General features: G+C 63.4%; 18 protein-coding genes. 12 read left to right on the top strand and 6 right to left on the bottom strand.

Annotation, left to right across the window (positions count from 1 at the left end; genetic code table 11):
• Positions 1 to 63: 63 nt before the first annotated feature.
• The 5 genes from GTP69_RS26060 to GTP69_RS26040 all read left to right on the top strand — a co-directional run bounded on the left by GTP69_RS26060 (position 64) and on the right by GTP69_RS26040 (position 3,930).
• Positions 64 to 321: a BTH_I0359 family protein gene (locus tag GTP69_RS26060; protein WP_110847458.1), complete on the top strand. Its 258-nt coding sequence runs from the start codon at positions 64 to 66 to the stop codon at positions 319 to 321.
• Between the two features lie 39 nt (positions 322 to 360).
• On the top strand, positions 361 to 1,125 hold the full coding sequence (locus GTP69_RS26055; protein WP_161057606.1) for a class II glutamine amidotransferase: 765 nt from the start codon (positions 361 to 363) through the stop codon (positions 1,123 to 1,125).
• A 141-nt stretch (positions 1,126 to 1,266) separates the two neighbouring features.
• Positions 1,267 to 1,857: a type VI secretion system amidase effector protein Tae4 gene (locus GTP69_RS26050; protein ID WP_161057605.1), complete on the top strand. Its 591-nt coding sequence runs from the start codon at positions 1,267 to 1,269 to the stop codon at positions 1,855 to 1,857.
• Positions 1,857 to 2,501 (top strand): hypothetical protein, encoded by a 645-nt coding sequence (locus tag GTP69_RS26045; protein WP_161057604.1) that lies wholly within the window; start codon positions 1,857 to 1,859, stop codon positions 2,499 to 2,501. Before GTP69_RS26050 ends, GTP69_RS26045 begins: the two co-directional genes overlap by 1 nt.
• Before the next feature lie 148 nt (positions 2,502 to 2,649).
• Positions 2,650 to 3,930: an EAL and HDOD domain-containing protein gene (locus GTP69_RS26040; protein WP_161057603.1), complete on the top strand. Its 1,281-nt coding sequence runs from the start codon at positions 2,650 to 2,652 to the stop codon at positions 3,928 to 3,930.
• An 18-nt stretch (positions 3,931 to 3,948) separates the two neighbouring features.
• Here GTP69_RS26040 and GTP69_RS26035 read toward each other — a convergent pair whose 3' ends face one another.
• Complete coding sequence (locus GTP69_RS26035; RefSeq protein ID WP_161048531.1) at positions 3,949 to 4,326, bottom strand: SPW repeat protein; 378 nt, start codon at positions 4,324 to 4,326, stop codon at positions 3,949 to 3,951.
• A gap of 152 nt (positions 4,327 to 4,478) precedes the next feature.
• Between GTP69_RS26035 and GTP69_RS26030 the strand changes: the two genes are divergently transcribed.
• Together GTP69_RS26030 and GTP69_RS26025 are read left to right on the top strand one after the other, a co-directional pair.
• Positions 4,479 to 5,399, top strand: coding sequence for an ABC transporter ATP-binding protein (locus GTP69_RS26030; RefSeq protein WP_371868125.1), 921 nt, complete (start codon positions 4,479 to 4,481; stop codon positions 5,397 to 5,399).
• 11 nt (positions 5,400 to 5,410) lie between these two features.
• A complete protein-coding gene (locus tag GTP69_RS26025; protein WP_161057601.1) occupies positions 5,411 to 6,730 on the top strand; it encodes an ABC transporter permease in 1,320 nt (439 codons plus the stop codon).
• Here GTP69_RS26025 and GTP69_RS26020 read toward each other — a convergent pair.
• Positions 6,718 to 7,605, bottom strand: coding sequence for an alpha/beta fold hydrolase (locus GTP69_RS26020; protein ID WP_161057600.1), 888 nt, complete (start codon positions 7,603 to 7,605; stop codon positions 6,718 to 6,720). The two genes, GTP69_RS26025 and GTP69_RS26020, sit on opposite strands and share 13 nt — an antisense overlap.
• Before the next feature lie 73 nt (positions 7,606 to 7,678).
• On the opposite strand from GTP69_RS26020, the gene GTP69_RS26015 reads away from it, so the two are divergent.
• Positions 7,679 to 8,065, top strand: a complete 387-nt coding sequence (locus GTP69_RS26015; RefSeq protein ID WP_229261155.1) for a MerR family transcriptional regulator — start codon at positions 7,679 to 7,681, stop codon at positions 8,063 to 8,065.
• On the opposite strand, the gene metH is transcribed toward GTP69_RS26015, so the two are convergent.
• Entirely contained in the window at positions 8,062 to 11,823 is a 3,762-nt protein-coding gene (metH, locus tag GTP69_RS26010) for a methionine synthase (protein WP_161057628.1), read from the bottom strand. The two genes, GTP69_RS26015 and metH, sit on opposite strands and share 4 nt — an antisense overlap.
• Before the next feature lie 284 nt (positions 11,824 to 12,107).
• On the opposite strand from metH, the gene GTP69_RS26005 reads away from it, so the two are divergent.
• Entirely contained in the window at positions 12,108 to 12,335 is a 228-nt protein-coding gene (locus GTP69_RS26005; protein ID WP_161057599.1) for a BrnA antitoxin family protein, read from the top strand.
• Here the strand turns inward: GTP69_RS26005 and GTP69_RS26000 are convergent.
• Both GTP69_RS26000 and GTP69_RS25995 read right to left on the bottom strand, forming a co-directional pair.
• Positions 12,318 to 12,902: a 2-hydroxychromene-2-carboxylate isomerase gene (locus GTP69_RS26000; RefSeq protein WP_161057598.1), complete on the bottom strand. Its 585-nt coding sequence runs from the start codon at positions 12,900 to 12,902 to the stop codon at positions 12,318 to 12,320. The two genes, GTP69_RS26005 and GTP69_RS26000, sit on opposite strands and share 18 nt — an antisense overlap.
• A gap of 9 nt (positions 12,903 to 12,911) precedes the next feature.
• On the bottom strand, positions 12,912 to 13,718 hold the full coding sequence (locus tag GTP69_RS25995) for a CmcJ/NvfI family oxidoreductase (protein WP_161057597.1): 807 nt from the start codon (positions 13,716 to 13,718) through the stop codon (positions 12,912 to 12,914).
• Between the two features lie 109 nt (positions 13,719 to 13,827).
• Here GTP69_RS25995 and GTP69_RS25990 point away from each other — a divergent pair, with 109 nt between their 5' ends.
• Genes GTP69_RS25990 through GTP69_RS25980 form a run of 3 tightly spaced genes read left to right on the top strand, consistent with a single transcriptional unit; the run spans position 13,828 to position 16,136 of the window.
• Entirely contained in the window at positions 13,828 to 14,736 is a 909-nt protein-coding gene (locus GTP69_RS25990; RefSeq protein WP_161057596.1) for a LysR substrate-binding domain-containing protein, read from the top strand.
• A 39-nt stretch (positions 14,737 to 14,775) separates the two neighbouring features.
• On the top strand, positions 14,776 to 15,234 hold the full coding sequence (locus GTP69_RS25985; RefSeq protein ID WP_161057595.1) for a hypothetical protein: 459 nt from the start codon (positions 14,776 to 14,778) through the stop codon (positions 15,232 to 15,234).
• Positions 15,231 to 16,136 carry a DUF2145 domain-containing protein gene (locus GTP69_RS25980; protein WP_371868124.1) on the top strand — a complete coding sequence of 302 codons (906 nt, stop codon included), beginning with the start codon at positions 15,231 to 15,233 and terminating at the stop codon, positions 16,134 to 16,136. Before GTP69_RS25985 ends, GTP69_RS25980 begins: the two co-directional genes overlap by 4 nt.
• On the opposite strand, the gene GTP69_RS25975 is transcribed toward GTP69_RS25980, so the two are convergent.
• Positions 16,133 to 16,807, bottom strand: a complete 675-nt coding sequence (locus tag GTP69_RS25975; protein WP_161057594.1) for an FkbM family methyltransferase — start codon at positions 16,805 to 16,807, stop codon at positions 16,133 to 16,135. The two genes, GTP69_RS25980 and GTP69_RS25975, sit on opposite strands and share 4 nt — an antisense overlap.
• Positions 16,808 to 16,812 lie beyond the last annotated feature (5 nt).

Below are 16,812 nucleotides of genomic sequence, written 5' to 3'. Positions count from 1 at the left end.
CGACCCCAATTGGGTGTTGAAGGCGGAAACGCAGGTGTTTCGCCCCTTGAGAAAGGAAGCAAAATGAACCTCATCTACAACAGCGAGCAATACAGTGTTGTCGAATTCGGCGTTGACCGCAACCTGGACGCATTGCGTTTCGGCGGCTATGAAATTGTCGACAAAGGCGGCAAGCGGGAAATCTTCATCGCCGGCGAACTGGCGAAAAGCTTCCGCCGCGACGTCAACGAACTGATCGCCGGGGAACCGACGATGGCCGAAATCGACGAGTTTTTAGGCAGTTACGATGAGTTGATGAGCCAGCCCGTGCTGCTGCATTAAAACGGACCGGCAGGCGCATGGCGTGGTTATAATCACGCCATGTGCCAACTCCTCGGAATGAACTGCAATGTCCCGACCGACATTGTGTTCAGCTTTACCGGCTTCGCCATGCGTGGCGGCCAGACTGATACCCACCACGACGGCTGGGGCATCGCCTTTTTTGAAGGCGCCGGCGTGCGCCATTTCGTCGATCACCAGGCGGCGGTTGCGTCGCCGATTGCCGAGCTGATCAAGCGTTACCCGATCAAATCCACCAATGTCATTGCCCACATCCGCAAGGCCACCCAAGGCCAGGTGATGCTGGAGAATTGCCACCCTTTCGTGCGCGAGTTGTGGGGGCAGTACTGGGTGTTTGCCCACAATGGCGACCTGAAGGAATTCGATCCGCTGCTGAACGGCGCCTTCCGCCCGGTCGGCACCACCGACAGCGAACGGGCCTTCTGCTACATCCTGCAACAGCTGCGCGCGCGCTTCGGCGACCAGCGGCCGCCGCTGGATGAACTGCGTTCCATGCTCAGTTCGCTAGTGCACGAGATCGCCACGCACGGCACCTTCAATATGATGCTGTCGTCCGGCGGCGAGCTGTTTGCGCATTGCTCGACCAATCTGTTCTACCTGGTGCGCCAGCATCCGTTCGAGACCGCCAAGCTGTCGGACGAAGACGTCAGCGTGGATTTCGCGCAGGTGACCACGCCCAACGACCGAGTCGCCATCATCGTCACCCAGCCGCTGACCACCAACGAGCAGTGGACCGCCTTCCTGCCGGGCGAACTGAAGCTGTTTATTGACGGTTGTCCACAATAAGCAGAATCGGAAGCCGCACCGGGTATAAATCAGATAAGATTTCTACCAATCCACCGTGCCGTTGAGGTTCTTGTGCCCAATACCGCCCCATCCGGAAGTGCCACGCCCACGGCGGCGCCACGCCGGCCCGCCTGGGCGGACATGCAAAAGAACTATCCCGCCGGCAGCGTGACCACGCAGACGCTGTACGACAGCCAGATCGGCGGCAAGTTCGTCAGGCTTTACGCCCAGCCCGGCTATGAGAATAGTTGCGCGGTGCGCATGTCCTACGGGCTTAACCGCAGCGGCCTGACGCTCGCCAAAGGGGGCGGCGCCAGCATCCAGGGCGGCGACGGCTACTGGTACTGGCTGCGGGTGGCCGACCTGAAGGCCGAACTGGCGCGCCGCTTCAAGGGCGTGGACGAGGAGCTCGGCCTGACCGTGATTCCCAAGACGCTGCTGAAGGACGATGCCGCGCTGGCCCTCCAGATCAAGGAGCGCGTCAGGCAGGGGCAGGAATTCATCGACACCAGGCTGGCCGGCAAGAACGGCATCGTGGCGTTCGAGGTGAGCGGCTGGGGCGACGCCTCCGGCCACTTCACGCTGTGGGATGGCAGCGCCAGAACGCTGGCTTACGCCGACGGCCACAACGATTCCGGCAACACCGATTTCTATTTCTGGCTGACGCAGGTGGACCCCGAACGCACGCGCCTGATCCAGACGGTGCGGGTCAAGTTCTGGGAGCTGAAGTAGTGAAGTCGGTATGGGCCGCGCTGCTTGTGGCGCTGATGCCGGTCGCATGCAGTGCCGCCGCATCCTGCCCGCCGTCTTCGCCCGATGAAGACTGGTCCGCTGCCTGTTTCACCGGACAACGGGCAGTGCGCCAGCTCAAGCGGGAATATCTGGCCAGGCTCAAGTTCGACCGCAGTGGCCATGCCGTGATCGTGATTGAACGGCCGCGCGAACTGGTGGCGCTGGACCGGCGGGGCGTGGTGGTGGTGCCCGGCATTTACCACGCCGGCGATTTCGATTATCCGCATGCGCGCGCTGGACTGGGCCGGTTCCGCAGCGGCGCCAAGTGCGGTTATTTCGACTCCAGCAACTTCCAGGTACGCATTCCGGCCAGGTTCGACCACTGCGAGGCCTTCGATGAGTCGGCCACTGTGTGCGCCGATTGCGTCTCGTATTGTCTTGATGGCGACTGCCATGAACGCGTCATGGTCGGCGGCCAGGGCTACCGTCTGGACCAGCGTAACCGCGTGCTGGAGCGCTTTACGCCGCCGGCACTGGCACAGGCATGCAGCGGTGTGCCGCCGGACAGTGTGGAGCACACGCCGGGCAACGCGGTGCTGCGCTGCCCGGCGGCGCTCAATTCACCGTTCGGCACCGTGCCGTAACCAGCAGGCGAGTAATACACCGCAGATGGCGTCATTGGGCAGGGCGACAATATTTTCGTCAGTGCATGATGTAAATTCCCCAAGACATCGGGGTTTATTACTGTCAAAATGGAACGTGCAACAGACCGTTTTTGATTTTGGACCCGCGATGATCGATCTCACCCTACATGACAGCGGTCCCCGGAGCTTGCGCGTGCGCGAGTTTTATCTGGGGCGCCAGCCTATTCTGGACCGTAACCAAGCCCTGTTCGGCTATGAGTTGCTGTTCCGCAACGCTCCAGTGGGGCCGGCCAACATCACCGACGACCTGAGCGCCACGGCGGCCGTGATCGCGCACGCCTCGCAACTGGGCATGGAAAAAACCATCGGCGACGCGCTGGGTTTTGTGAATGTCGATGCCAGCGTGCTGATGAGCGATATCTTTTCCTTCCTGCCGCGCGAGAAGGTGGTGCTGGAAATCGTCAACACCATGCCGGCCACGCCGGAGATCGTCACCCGCATCCGCGAACTGGCCAGTCATGGCTTCCGCTTTGCGCTGGACGATGTGACCGGCGAAAACGAGGACGTGCTGGCGCTGCTGCCGCTGGTCGACTACGTCAAGATGGACATGCGCAATATTCCGCTGTCCACGCTGTCCAAGCTGGCGCCGCGCTTCCGCCAGGAGAAGAAAAAGCTGGTGGCGGAAAAGGTCGAAACGCGCGAAGAATTCAAGAATTGCCTGGATCTGGGCTTTGATTACTTCCAAGGCTATTACTTCTCCAAGCCGGTGATCATGAGCGGCAAGAAGCTGTCGCCGTCGCAGCTGGCGGTGATGGAGTTGATGACCCTGGTCACGTCCGATGCCGACAACCAGGAAATCGAACGCGCCATCAAGCGCGACGTGTCGCTGGCCTTGAACCTGCTGCGGCTGGTGAACACGCCGGCGGTCGGCGCACGCCAGCGCATCGATTCGCTGAGCCAGGCCGTGACCATTCTCGGCCGCCGCCAGTTGCAGCGCTGGCTGCAAATCATGCTGTACGCCGAACCGAGCAAGCGCGGCCACAGCATGACGCCGCTGCTGATGCTGGCCACCACGCGCGGCCGCCTGCTGGAACTGTTGGCCGGCAAGCTGCGCCACAACCAGCGCGAGGTGGCCGATATTGCGTTCACGGTCGGCATCATGTCGCTGATGGATACGCTGTTCGGCATCCAGATGGACGAGATCCTGGAGCAGATTCCGGTCGGCGACGAGGTGCGCGATGCGTTGCTGCATCGGGGCGGTTTCTATGGCGACTTGCTCAAGCTGATGGAGTGCATCGAGCGGATCGAGGAAATGGATAACCACATCGTGCCGACGCTGCGCGACCTCGCCATGTCCACCGACGAACTGGTGGAGCTGGAAATGGCCGCCTTCGAGTGGAGCGACAACGTGGTGCGCTACGCGCTGTAGCACACCACGCGCGCCGGGTCAGGTCGCATGGCCTGCGCCCGGCCAATGCTTCACCAATTCCGGATCGGTGCGCATTTCCCACAGCGCCAGCACCGCCACCGCAATGCCCACCACCACCGAGTTCCACATCAACTCGCGGTTGTCCGCCAGGCGCAGCACCCATGGCGACACCGCCACCCAGATCCCCACCAGCAGATTCAGCACCACCGCCCAGAAGTAGGTCTTGTACAGATCAAACGCCGCCAGCAACGCGATCACCGCGCCCGAGATAAACGCCGTCCACGCCTGCACGGACGGCATCGGATAGCCAAACACCCAAGGCGTGATGAAAAACCACAGGCCCAGCAGCAGGATCAACTGGTCTTGCCAGCGTTTGACGGATGGATTGTTTGCCATATTGCCTCCCAGAGTAGTCAGGCCGCCGGATGGCGGCGTCTTACTTAGTCCGCCCGCAGAAGGTAAAAGTTCATCGCAGCTTGCCAATTTGTTATGGCAACGCTATCCTGCAAGTCATATCGAACAGCACGGAGGTGGCGGTGTTACTGAGCGTGGAGCAAATTTCGAAGTCCTACGGCGCCCGCAAGGCCGTCGATGACGTGTCGTTCAAGGTGCAGCGCGGCCAGACCGTCGGCCTGATCGGTCCCAACGGCGCCGGCAAGTCGACCACGGTCGGCATGATCTGCGGCCTGCTGCGGGCCGACACCGGCCGCATCGTGCTCGATGGCGACGTCATCGGACAGGGCGCCAGCGCCGCCAAGCGCAAGATCGGTTTCGTGCCGCAAGACCTGGCGCTGTACGAGGATTTGTCGGCGCTGGAAAACCTCAAGCTGTTCGGCGCGCTGTACGGGCTGAAGGGCACGCAGCTGAAGGAGCGCTGCGACCAGGTGCTGGCGCTGGTCAACCTGGCCGACCGCGCGGCCGATGTACCGGCCACGTTCTCCGGCGGCATGAAGCGCCGTCTCAACATCGCCGCCGCGCTGCTGCACGAGCCGCAACTGCTGATCCTCGACGAGCCGACTGTCGGCGTCGATCCGCAAAGCCGCAACGCCATCTTCGACACGCTGGAAGCCTTGCAGGCGCAGGGCCACTCGCTGATCTACACCAGCCACTACATGGAAGAAGTGGAGCGGCTGGCCGACCATATCGTCATCATCGACCATGGCAAGGTGCTGGCCGACGAAACCCCGGCCGCGCTGTATCACCGCCTGCCGGCGCAGGCGGCGCTGGCAGTGGAACTGGCCAACGAGCCATCGGCGGCACTGCTGGCCGGCGTGCAGGCGCTGGATGGCGTGACCACCGTCGAACGCAGCGGCGCCACGCTGAACATCGGCCTGGCCGCTGCCTCGCAGGCGGCGCCGGTGCTGGCCTGGCTGGACGGGCAGGGCCATGCGCTGCTGCACTTCGCCACCGCCCGCACCTCGCTGGAAAACATCTTCCTCAACCTGACCGGCCGCAGCCTGCGCGACTGAGAGAACCCGACATGACTGCATTGATAGCCCTGGTCCGCAAGGATCTGATTCTCTACTTGAAAGACAAGCGCGCGCTGATGCTGCACCTGCTGATGCCGGTGGTGCTGGCGGCGTTCTTCGGCTCGCTGTTCGGCGGCAATGGCGGCGGCGACAGCACCAGCAAGATCGACCTCGGCCTGGTGGTGCAGGACCAGTCCGAACAAAGCCAGAAAATCGCCGCCGGCCTGAAGGCGGACAAGGTGCTCAACGTGGTGGAGTTGAGCCAGGATGAGGCGCAGGCCAAGGTGCGCAGCGGCAAGCTGCCGGTGGCGGTGGTGATTCCGGCCGGCTTTGGCGAGCAGGCGTCGGCGGCGCTGTTCAGCGGCCGTGACAAGCCGCAGCTGCCGTTGTATTACGACCCGTCGCAATCGACGGTGCTGGCGATGGTCAAGGGCTTGCTGACGCAGCAGGTGATGCAGGTGACCAGCGCATCCGTCATGAGCGGCAAGAACACCCAGGCCACCGACAAGTATCTGGCCGAGTTGCCGGCCGCTGCCAGCCGCAGCCCGGAGCAGGCGCAGCTGGGCGATTTTCTCGTCAGCCTGAAGAAATTCCAGGACCAGCGCGCCGCGACACAAGCCGCGCAAACCGCGTCTGCTGCCGCCAGCGCCGTAGCGGACGCCGCCGCAGCGCCCGGCGGTATGACCATGCCGTACACCACGCAGGAAGAAGCGCTGAGCAGCGGCCCCAAATACAACGGCTACGCGCACTCGTTCGCCGGCATGGGCGTGCAGTTCATCCTGTTCATGGGGATTAATCTCGGCATCAGCATCCTGCTGGAGCAGCGCCAGGGCATCTGGAGCCGCCTGCTGGCCGCGCCGGTATCGCTGTCGACCATCATCCTGGGCCGCGCCGTCGCCGGCGCCATCATCGCTACCGGCCTGATGGTCGCCATGTTCGTGTGCGCGGTGCTGATCTTCAAGGTGCAGATCACCAGCGTGCCCGGCTTCATCGGCATGGCGATTTGCTTCGGCTTGATGACGGCCGCCTTCGGCCTGCTGATCGCCGCCTTCGGCAAGACGCCGGAAGCGGCGCGCGGCATCGCCACCTTCGCCACGCTGATCCTGGTGATGCTGGGCGGCGCCTGGGTACCGTCATTCGTGTTCCCGCAATGGATGCAGACCGCCACCTTGGTGGTGCCGACCCGTTGGGCAGTGGACGGCCTGGATGCCGTCACCTGGCGCGGCCTGGGGCTGGACGGCGCGGCGCCGGCCATGGCGGTGCAGCTGGGCTTCGCCGCCGTGTTCGGCGCGCTGGCCGTGTGGAAGTTCCTGAAGGATCAGCGCCGCTGATCGATAAAAGCGGCCAGGTCGTTATTGAAGCGCTGCGCCTCTTCCAGGAACGGGGCATGACCGGACTGGGCGTAGCGCTTGCTCTGGATGCGCGGATTGAGCGCCACCGCGCGGGCGATGGCTGGTTCAGTGCGTACCAGCGCGTCCTGTTCGCCATACAGCAGGAGCAGCGGCACGCTGGCTGCGCGCAGTCCTTCGGCTGCCGGCACCGTCATCGACTGTACGCCGCGCTGCATATCCCATGAGGCCATGGCCGCGTTGGCCAGCAGGCGTTCGAACACCGTCGCCGCCGGCTGCTTCTGGAAGCACAAGCGCAGGAAAGTGTTGATCGCATCGAGGTGCGTGCGCAGGTCATCCGATACCAGATCGCGGTAAATTTCAGGATGCGGCGTGATCTGCTCGGGCTTCAGCTCGATGACGCCATCCACATACACGGCGCCGGCGATCGCCTTGTCGCCATACGCAGCAAGATAGTTGGAAATGACGGCGCCGCCGAACGACCATCCCACCAGTACCGGCTTGCGCGCCTGCGCCGCCTGCATCACGGCCTGCAGGTCGGCGGCCCAGCGGCGGCCGTCGCTATAGGCCTCGGTGCCCGAAGGCTTGGCGGACAAGCCATGGCCGCGCAAGTCATAGGTAATCAGGCGGTAGCGTTGCAGCTGCGGGCTGGCCAGCTGTTCCGACCAGTTCAGGTGGCTGCCAAGCAGGCCGTGGATGAAGATGACTGGCACGCCTTGCGGATTGCCGCTTTCGTGCACGGCCAGGGTGACGCCGTCCGGCGCGGTCGCCGTATAGTCGCGGGCCTGTGCCGAAGCATGCAGCACGGCGGCCAGCAGCAGCGCGGGCAGCAGGCGGAGTGGATTGAGGATGAACATAAAGGCTCCTTGAGTGAGGTGAGCCCGCAGTGTGAACCCTGACACCGGTGTGAGGGTCAAGCAAAAAAATGCTATGCTGTTCCGTATGGATAAAGACCCGCTGACGATAGGCAAGCTGGCCGGCGCGACCGGCGCCAGCGTGCGTTCTATCCGCCACTACGATGAACACGGTTTGCTGACGTCGGTGCGCGGCGAGAATGGGTATCGCCTGTTTCCGCCGGCGGCGATCACGCAGGTGCGCCAGATCCAGCGCATGATCGCGACCGGATTCAGCCTGGAAGAAATACGTTCCTTCCCGGATTGCATGCGGATGATAGAAGGCGCGGCGGCTTGCACCCAAACGACCGAGGCCCAGCGCAAACGGCTGGCCTCGATTGAAAAGCAGATTCTCGATCTGGAACGGCGCCGGGCGCGCCTGCTCAAGACCCTGGCGGACGGCGCGGTGCCGCCGCTCGATTAGGACAGGTTAGGCGCCAGCCAGCGTTCCATGTCGGCCTTGTCGACGCCACGGCGCTTGACCATGTCGTTGAGCTGGTCTTCGCCGATTTTGCCGACCACGAAGTATTTCGACTCCGGGTGGGCGAAGTAGAATCCGGAGACGGCAGCACCTGGATACATGGCGAACGAATCGGTCAGCACCATGCCGATTTCTTCGGCCTGCATGGTGTTGAACATCTCGCGCTTGACGGTGTGCTCCGGGCAGGCCGGGTAGCCTGGCGCCGGACGGATGCCGACATACTTCTCGCTGATCATTTCCTCATTGCTGAGTTTTTCGTCGGCAGCATAACCCCAGAGGTCTGTCCGCACGCGCTCGTGCAGGTACTCGGCAAACGCCTCGGCCAGACGGTCGGCCAGCGACTTCAGCATGATCGACGAGTAATCGTCGTGTGCATCTTCAAAGCGCTTCTCATACTTCTCGATGCCGAGTCCGGCGGTGACGGCAAACATGCCGATGTAATCCTTGATGCCGCTGGCCTTCGGCGCGATGAAATCGGCCAGGCACTGGTTCGGACGCTGCACGCCATCGACCACCGGCTTGACGCCTTGCTGGCGCAGGCCGTAGTAGGTGAAGTCCACGGTCGAGCGGGTATCGTCGGTATAGATCTCGATATCGTCGTCGTTGACCGCATTGGCCGGCAACAGCGAGATGACGCCGTTGGCGGTCAGCCAGCGGCCGTCGATCAGTTTCTTCAGCATGGCCTGGCCTTCTTCGTAGACCTTGCTGGCGGCCTCGCCCACCACCTCGTCAGTCAGGATGGCGGGGAAGGGACCGGCAAGATCCCAGGTCTGGAAGAACGGGCCCCAATCGATGTATTTGGCGATGGTGCCGAGGTCGACGTTTTTAAATTCGCGGCGGCCGATGAACTTCGGCTTGACCGGGGCAAACGACAATTTCATCTTGTTGGCGCGGGCGTCGGCCAGCGACAGGATAGGCAGCGCCTTCTTGTTGGCGTGCTGTTCGCGGATGCGCTCGTAATCCTGCTCCAGATCGGTGATGTACTGGTCGCGCGATTCCGGCGTCAGCAGCGATTGCGCCACCGATACCGAACGCGACGCATCCGGCACATACACCACCGGACCGTCGTAGTTGTGGGCGATCTTGACCGCCGTGTGGGCGCGGCTGGTGGTGGCGCCGCCGATCAGCAGCGGAATCTTCAGCATGCGGAAGTGTTCGTCGCGCTGCATTTCCTTGGCCACGTGGGCCATTTCTTCCAGCGACGGCGTGATCAGGCCGGACAGGCCGATGATGTCGGCGTTCTCCACCTTGGCACGGGCCAGGATCTCGGAGGCCGGCACCATCACGCCCATGTTGACCACTTCAAAGTTATTGCATTGCAGGACCACCGAGACGATGTTCTTGCCGATGTCGTGCACGTCGCCCTTGACGGTGGCGATGACGATCTTACCCTTCGGCTTGGCGATGATGCCGGTGCGTTTTTCTTCCGCCAGCTTTTCTTCCTCGATGTACGGAATCAGGTGCGCCACAGCCTGCTTCATCACGCGCGCCGACTTGACCACCTGCGGCAGGAACATCTTGCCCTGGCCGAACAGGTCGCCGACGATGTTCATGCCGTCCATCAGCGGACCTTCGATCACGTGGATCGGGCGGCCGCCCTTGGCGAATACGGCGGCGCGCATTTCTTCGGTGTCTTCCGTGATCCACTGCGTGATGCCGTGGACCAGCGCGTGCGCCAGGCGCTTCTCGACCGGGGCGTTGCGCCATTCCAGGTTGGCGGCGTCCTGCTTGCCAGCGCCGGCCTTCAGCGTGCCGGCGATTTCGATCATGCGTTCGGTGGCGTCGTCGCGGCGGTTCAGCACCACGTCCTCGACCCGTTCGCGCAGCTCGGCCGGCAGGTCGTCGTAGACGCCGACCATGCCGGCGTTGACGATGCCCATGGTCATGCCGGCCTTGATGGCGTGGTACAGGAATACGGTATGGATCGCTTCGCGCGCCGGGTCGTTGCCGCGGAACGAGAACGAGACGTTGGAGACGCCGCCGGAAATCTTCGCGTGCGGCAGGTTCTCTTTGATCCAGCGGGTGGCGTTGATGAAGTCGACCGCGTAGTTGTTGTGCTCTTCGATGCCGGTGGCGATGGCGAAGATGTTCGGGTCGAAGATGATGTCTTCCGGCGGGAAGCCGACGTTGTCCACCAGCAGCCGGTAGGCGCGCTCGCAGATTTCGATCTTGCGTTCGAAGGTGTCGGCCTGGCCTTTTTCGTCGAAGGCCATGACGATGACGGCGGCGCCGTAAGCCAGGCACAGCTTGGCTTGGCGGATGAATTCTTCTTCGCCTTCCTTCATCGAGATGGAGTTGACGATGGACTTGCCTTGCACGCATTTCAGGCCGGCTTCGATCACCGACCACTTGGACGAGTCGATCATGATCGGCACGCGCGAGATGTCCGGTTCCGAGGCGATCAGGTTCAGGAAGCGGGTCATCGCGGCTTGCGAATCCAGCATCGCTTCATCCATGTTGATGTCGATCACCTGGGCGCCGTTTTCCACCTGCTGGCGCGCCACGCTCAGCGCCTCGTCGTACTGCTCGTTGAGGATCATGCGGGCGAAGGCCTTGGAGCCGGTGACGTTGGTGCGTTCGCCGACGTTGACGAACAGCGAGCTGTCGTCAATCGTGAAAGGCTCCAGGCCCGACAGGCGCTGCGCCACCGGCACGTGCGGCAGGCTGCGCGGCTCGACGGTCGACAGGATCTCGCCGATGGCCTTGATGTGGTCCGGCGTGGTGCCGCAGCAGCCGCCGGCGATGTTGACGAAGCCAGCCTCGGCGAAATCTTTCAGCAGGGCCGAGGTGTCGGCCGGCAGCTCGTCGAAACCGGTGTCGCTCATCGGGTTGGGCAGGCCGGCGTTGGGGTAGATGCAGACGAAGGTATCGGCGATCTGCGACAGCTCTTCCGCGTATGGACGCATCAGCGCCGCACCGAGTGCGCAGTTGAGGCCGATGGTCAGCGGCTTGGCGTGGCGCACCGAGTTCCAGAAGGCCGGCACGGTCTGGCCGGACAGGATGCGGCCGGAGGCGTCGGTCACGGTGCCGGAAATCATCAGCGGCAGGCGTTCCTGCGCCGGGTGCTCTTCGTAGAATTTTTCGATGGCGAACAGCGCGGCCTTGCAGTTCAGCGTGTCGAAGATGGTTTCCACCAGCAGCAGGTCGACGCCGCCTTCGATCAGGCCCTTGGTCTGCTCGTAGTAGGCGTCGACCAGCTGGTCGAAGGTGATGTTGCGGGCGGCCGGGTCGTTGACGTCGGGCGAGATCGAGGCGGTCTTCGGCGTCGGGCCGAGCGCGCCGGCGACGAAGCGCGGCTTGTCCGGTGTGCTGTACTTGGCGGTGGCGGCGCGCGCCAGCTTGGCGGCGGCCACGTTCATTTCGTAGGCCAGGTGGCCCATGTAGTAATCGTCCTGGGCGATCCAGGTGGCGCCGAAGGTGTTGGTCTCGATCAGGTCGGCGCCGCCGGCCAGGTAGCGCTCGTGGATCTCCTGGATCACGTGCGGCTGGGTCAGCGTCAGCAGTTCGTTGTTACCCTTGACGAACAGTTCGCGCGCGCCGGAGCCTTCTGGCGCGGCGAAGTTGATGAACTGGCCGTCCGGGCCGCCACGGTAGGCGGTTTCATCCAGTTTGTACTGCTGGATGATGGTGCCCATCGCGCCGTCGAGGATCATGATGCGGCGGGCGAGAATGGCGCGCAGCTGGGCATCGGTCTTGGACATGACGGGACGGGACACGTTGTTATTCATTTAATATCTCTAAGGTCGTGGGGAGGCGCGCCGGAAGGCTGAGGGCGGTCTAAGATTATACGGCATCCCTGAATATGCTTCAGCCAACAGCGGCATCGCCGCAACAATCTGCTGTTTCGTCTATCTGATTCACCTCAACAGTGGCTCTCCGCAGGCAGCGCACCATCCAACAGTGTGCGCCAAATCGCGCTCTATACTGAGACGGAGCGGCCATGGACTTCGAATGGGAAAAGCGTCGAAATTTGAGGAGAAACGTTATGAACGAGGATATTGATTTGAGTGATATTCCTGAACTGGGTGAAGAATTCTTTGCGAAGGCACGAAGACTTGGACCATTGGTTGAAAAGAACAGTGTGGTTGTTGATAGCGATATCTACGAATGGTTTAGGTCCACCCTTCCTGAGCCAGAGCGTTCGAAGCGGATTAGTCAGGTGTTGCGCATCTATATGGAGCGCTACCAGGCAAGACTAGCGGCACTTGGTTAAGGCCAGGGCGTCGGCCAGGCGGTCGTTGCCCCAGTACATTTCGGTGCCGACGAAGAAGGTGGGGGCGCCGAACAGGTGCAGGGCCTGAGCTTCGTCGTTGCGGGCGCGCAGGCGGGCTTTGTTGTCGTCGGACTGGGCGGCCGTCAGCAGCGCTTCGGCGTCGAGGCCGATGCCGGTGAGGATGGCGGCGATCACCTCCGAGCTGCCGATGTCTTCGTCATGCTCAAAGTTGGCCAGCATGACGCGGGCGCAAAATTCCGCCATCCACGGCTGATGCTCGCCCAGCAGCGCCACCCGTGCAGCCAGCAGCGAGCGGCGCGGAAACTCAGACGGCTGGCGCCATGGCAGCCCGTATTTGGCGCATTCGCGCGGCATGTCCTTCCACACGTAATCGCCCTTGTCCTTCTGCAGCACAAACGGCGAATTGTCCCAGCCCTGCGCCTGGAAGATCGGCCCCAGCAGGAACGGCTTCCATTGCACGATCACGTCTTTCTGCCGCGCCAGCCGCAGCACGCTCAGGTAGCTGTAGTTACTGGCAAAGTCGAACCAGCAGGTGATGTCACTCATGGCGAACTCCTATGCATAAACCAGCAGACAGCGGATCTCGATGCTTTCGCGCGGCGCGGCGTCCGGCGGCGCCAGCGGATGCTCGAACGCCGCGTGCGGCGTGTAACAGGCCGCAGTCGCGGAATCGAACTGCCGGAAGATCAGCACCTCGTCGCGCGTCATGGCCGGGAAGTACGACCATGCGTGCTCAGGATTATGCAACAACTGGTAGATTTCGCCAGCCCGGTCCGGATAAAAAATATCGCTGGCCACCAGGTCGCCCGGCGCTACGCTGCGGGCGTCGCACATGGCCAGCGGCGCGTCCAGCACCGGATGGCGGATTGAGCGCCACAGGTTGAGGATGGCATAGCGCCGCACTGGCGCCGCTTGCGGCCCGAGTTCCTGCGCCAGCCGGCGTTGCGCGGACACGGCGGTGAAGTCGCAATGCACGCGGCCAGCCGCGCCGGGCCGCTGACCATCCACGCGGCCGAAGGCGTGCGGCGTGCCCGGCTGGCGCTGGCGCACCAGATGGTCGAACACATAGGCTTGGCTGGCGCCCGTCACCGCGAGCGCCAGTTCCGCCACCTCGGGATAATAGCGGCGCACCACCTCGTCCTTGTCGCGGAAGTCGGTCACCGCGCTAGGCGCGTGGCGCAATGTGTAGCCTTCGCGTTCCAGCAGTGTGGCCGAGGCGCGGGCGTCGTGGATGGTGACCGGCTGACGCGCATAGTCGGCATTCTCGCGCGGCTGGCCGTCGCGCGGCTCAAACATGCGCGTAAAGGGGCGTTGCGGCGTCGGGCACAGATATTCCAGCGTGGTGGCAATGGCGGGTGTCATGGCAATCTCCTTGATGTCGATGACTGCATTGAACCGCAACGCCAGCCGCCGCTCAAACGGTATCTTGGACGCTTTCACATTCGCTGCAAGCATGTGATACATTGGATTGATGAGCAATCGCCTCCTTGATCTGCCGCCCCTCGACCTGCTGCGCAGCTTTGTCGCAGTCGGCCGCCGCATGAGTATCACGCTGGCGGCACACGATGTGTGCCTGACCCAGTCGGCGCTTAGCCGGCAAATCCAGGCGCTGGAAGCGTCGCTGGGCTACCCGCTGCTAGTGCGCGGCTACCGCGCCATCGAGTTCACCGCGCAAGGCCGCCGCCTGTTCCGCAGTGCCGACGCCATGCTTGAACAATTGGGCGAAGTGCTCGATACGCTGCAGCCGGGCGGCGCGCGGCCGACGGTCACGGTCAGCGCCAGCATCGGCGTCACCGCCTTGTGGCTGCTGCCGCGCCTGAACGCCTTCCAGCAGGCCGCGCCCGACATCGATGTGCGCGTCGCCGCCAGCAACCGTTTCGCCGATCTGGAGCGCGAACAGATCGACATGGCCATCCGCTACTGCCGCGCGGAAGATGCGCCGCCCGGCGCGCTGCGCCTGTTTGGCGAAACGCTGGTGGCGGTGGCGCATCCATCGCTGCAGGTGCAAGCAATCGAAACGCAACTGCAGCAACATACCTTGCTCGAATTTGACGATGTCTCGCGCCCGTGGCTGCAATGGCCGGCCTGGCTGCGCGCGGCGGGCGTGGCTGGCGTGGCACATGGCAAGCCGCGCAGCGTGTTGCGGTTTAATCAGTACGATCAGGTGGTGCAGGCGGCGCTGGCCGGGCAGGGCGTGGCGCTGGCCCGTCTGCCGCTGGTGCGCGATCTGCTGGAGCAGGGCCGTCTGGCGCCGGCCAGCGCACACCCCGCCGTGCCTTGCGATTACGCCTATTGGCTGCATACGCGCACTGCCGCCGATGCCAACGCGGAGGTCGTACGTGACTGGATCATCGAGCAAGCTGCCTCAATGGCAGGCTGAAGCGATATACTTTCATTTTCAGAATTTCGGGAAGTGCAGATGAATATCACTTTGACCATGCGATTGATGTGCGCCGCCGGCGCCTTGGGGCTGGCGCTGAATGCGCAGGCGGATAGTCTGGCGTCGTCGGCGTCGAGCGCGAGTTCGGCCTCCAGCGGCAGCGTGTCCGATTCGCTGGCCGGTTCCAGCAACAGCTCGAACAACAAGGGCCACCGCACGGCGGATGCCGATTACCGCATCATTGACATCGCCGCCACGCCGGACCGCGCCGAGCGCATCCGCGTCACCATGCAGGCCGACGATCCGGCCCAGCGCATCGTGCTGGACCTGCCGCACACCACCTTCGACAAGCAGCAGCTGGCCGTCGGCGATACGATGTATGCGCACAACCGCGTCTACGGCATCGAATTCGGCCGCGCCGATAATCGCCAGCCGTTCTATCTGGTGCTGGCCGATGAGTGGTATGGCGAACTGGCGTCGCGTCCGCTGAGCCTTTGAGACTTTTCCGCACGCTGGCGCTGGGCCTGCTGATGGGGGCCGCGACGGCTGGCCAGGCGCAGGCCTCGTCCGGCCGCTTCTGCGACCGCTCGCACGAACTGAGCGCAGCCGAGCAGGATCGCCTGCTGCGCTTCGCCGCCGTGCTGCGCGACGAGCTGGCCGCCACCGACGACGGCGTGGCGCTGGTCAGCCGTTCCGGCCTCGACCTGTCGCGCTTTCACATCCGCTATTCGCATGGCGCTGTGGCGTGGCGTTCGGAGCAGGGCGCGTGGTCGGCGCGTCAGCTGTATTACGCCTGCGATGAGGGCCGCCCGCGCATCTACGATCAGGGCCTGGCCGGTTTCGCCATGGGCACCGACGATCCGCAACTGGGCTACGTCAGCATCGTGCGTCTGCCGCCGCAGGCGGTGCTGGCGCTGAGGCCGGCCTTGCTCGATACCTCGCGTGCCTTGCACCTGCTGGGCGCGCAGTACAGCGCCAATGCCTACGCGTACGGCCTGCAATACCAGAACTGCAATCAATGGCTGATCGAAATGCTGGCCGCCGGCTGGGGCGATCTGCCGGATGGCGATGATTTACGCGAACGCGCGCAGCAGTGGTTGCGTGAGCAGCACTATGCACCGCAGCCGGTCGAGGTCGGCTCACGCTGGCTGATGCTGGCGTCGTACTTCGTGCCGTTGCTGCATCTGGATGATCATCCGGACGAGGACCGCGCCGCACTTCAACTGCATATCAGCCTGCCCAGCACGGTAGAGGCGTTTGTGCGCGACCGCTTTCCGCAAAGCGAACGGGTGGAGATTTGCCATGACGAAAAGCAGATTGTCATCCATCGCGGCTGGATGCCGATCGCTGATGGCTGCAAGGCCGGCGACGGCGACCGCGTGATATCGCTCACCGACTAAAGCCGGCGTCGCCACACCACACTGCTTGCATGCCGGCCGGGAAACGCCGCCGCGCGGATGTAGCAATCGTCAATAAACCACGCCGTCAGATGGATGAAGCCACGCGCTTCCAGAAAGCGGCGAATCGCCTGTCGCGCTGGCTGGTGATTGTGTTCGACGGTGATGACGTTGAACGTGTGGCGATCGAACGGGAAACTCTTCAGCAGCAGCAATTCGGTGCCTTCGGTGTCCAGGCTCCAGTAGTCGATGACTGGCGGCGCCTCGGCCAGCGCCAGCGCGGTGGCGGTGGTCATGGTGCGCTTTCTGACCAGTGGCGGCATGCCGGCGGCGTCCAGTGGCAGGCGCTGGGTTTTGACGGCGTGCGCCATTTGTCCGGGGCCGAATTCGTTGATCAGGCCGCCCAACGTGCCGGCCGCTTCGAGGAAGGGCAGTTCGGTCTCGCGGTCGTACAGGCAGGCATGCAGACACATGCAGCGGCGCGTATGGATCAGCTTTTGGTAAAACGCGTCGTTGGGTTCGACGCACAGGCCGCGCCAGCCGAATTCGCGTTCCAGCAATACCGTGTTGCTGCTGCGGATGCCGTCGGCCGCACCGGTGTCGAGGAAAAATCCGTTGCGCTGACCGTTGAGTAGTTGCAGCACCAGGCGGTCCTGGCCGAACTGGGAGGACATGGCGC

Origin of the sequence: Duganella levis, assembly GCF_009857605.1 — a bacterium.
Taxonomy (GTDB): domain Bacteria; phylum Pseudomonadota; class Gammaproteobacteria; order Burkholderiales; family Burkholderiaceae_D; genus Rugamonas; species Rugamonas levis.
The sequence above is the reverse complement of the archived record's forward strand: the minus strand, read 5'-3'. Positions and strand labels throughout refer to the sequence as shown.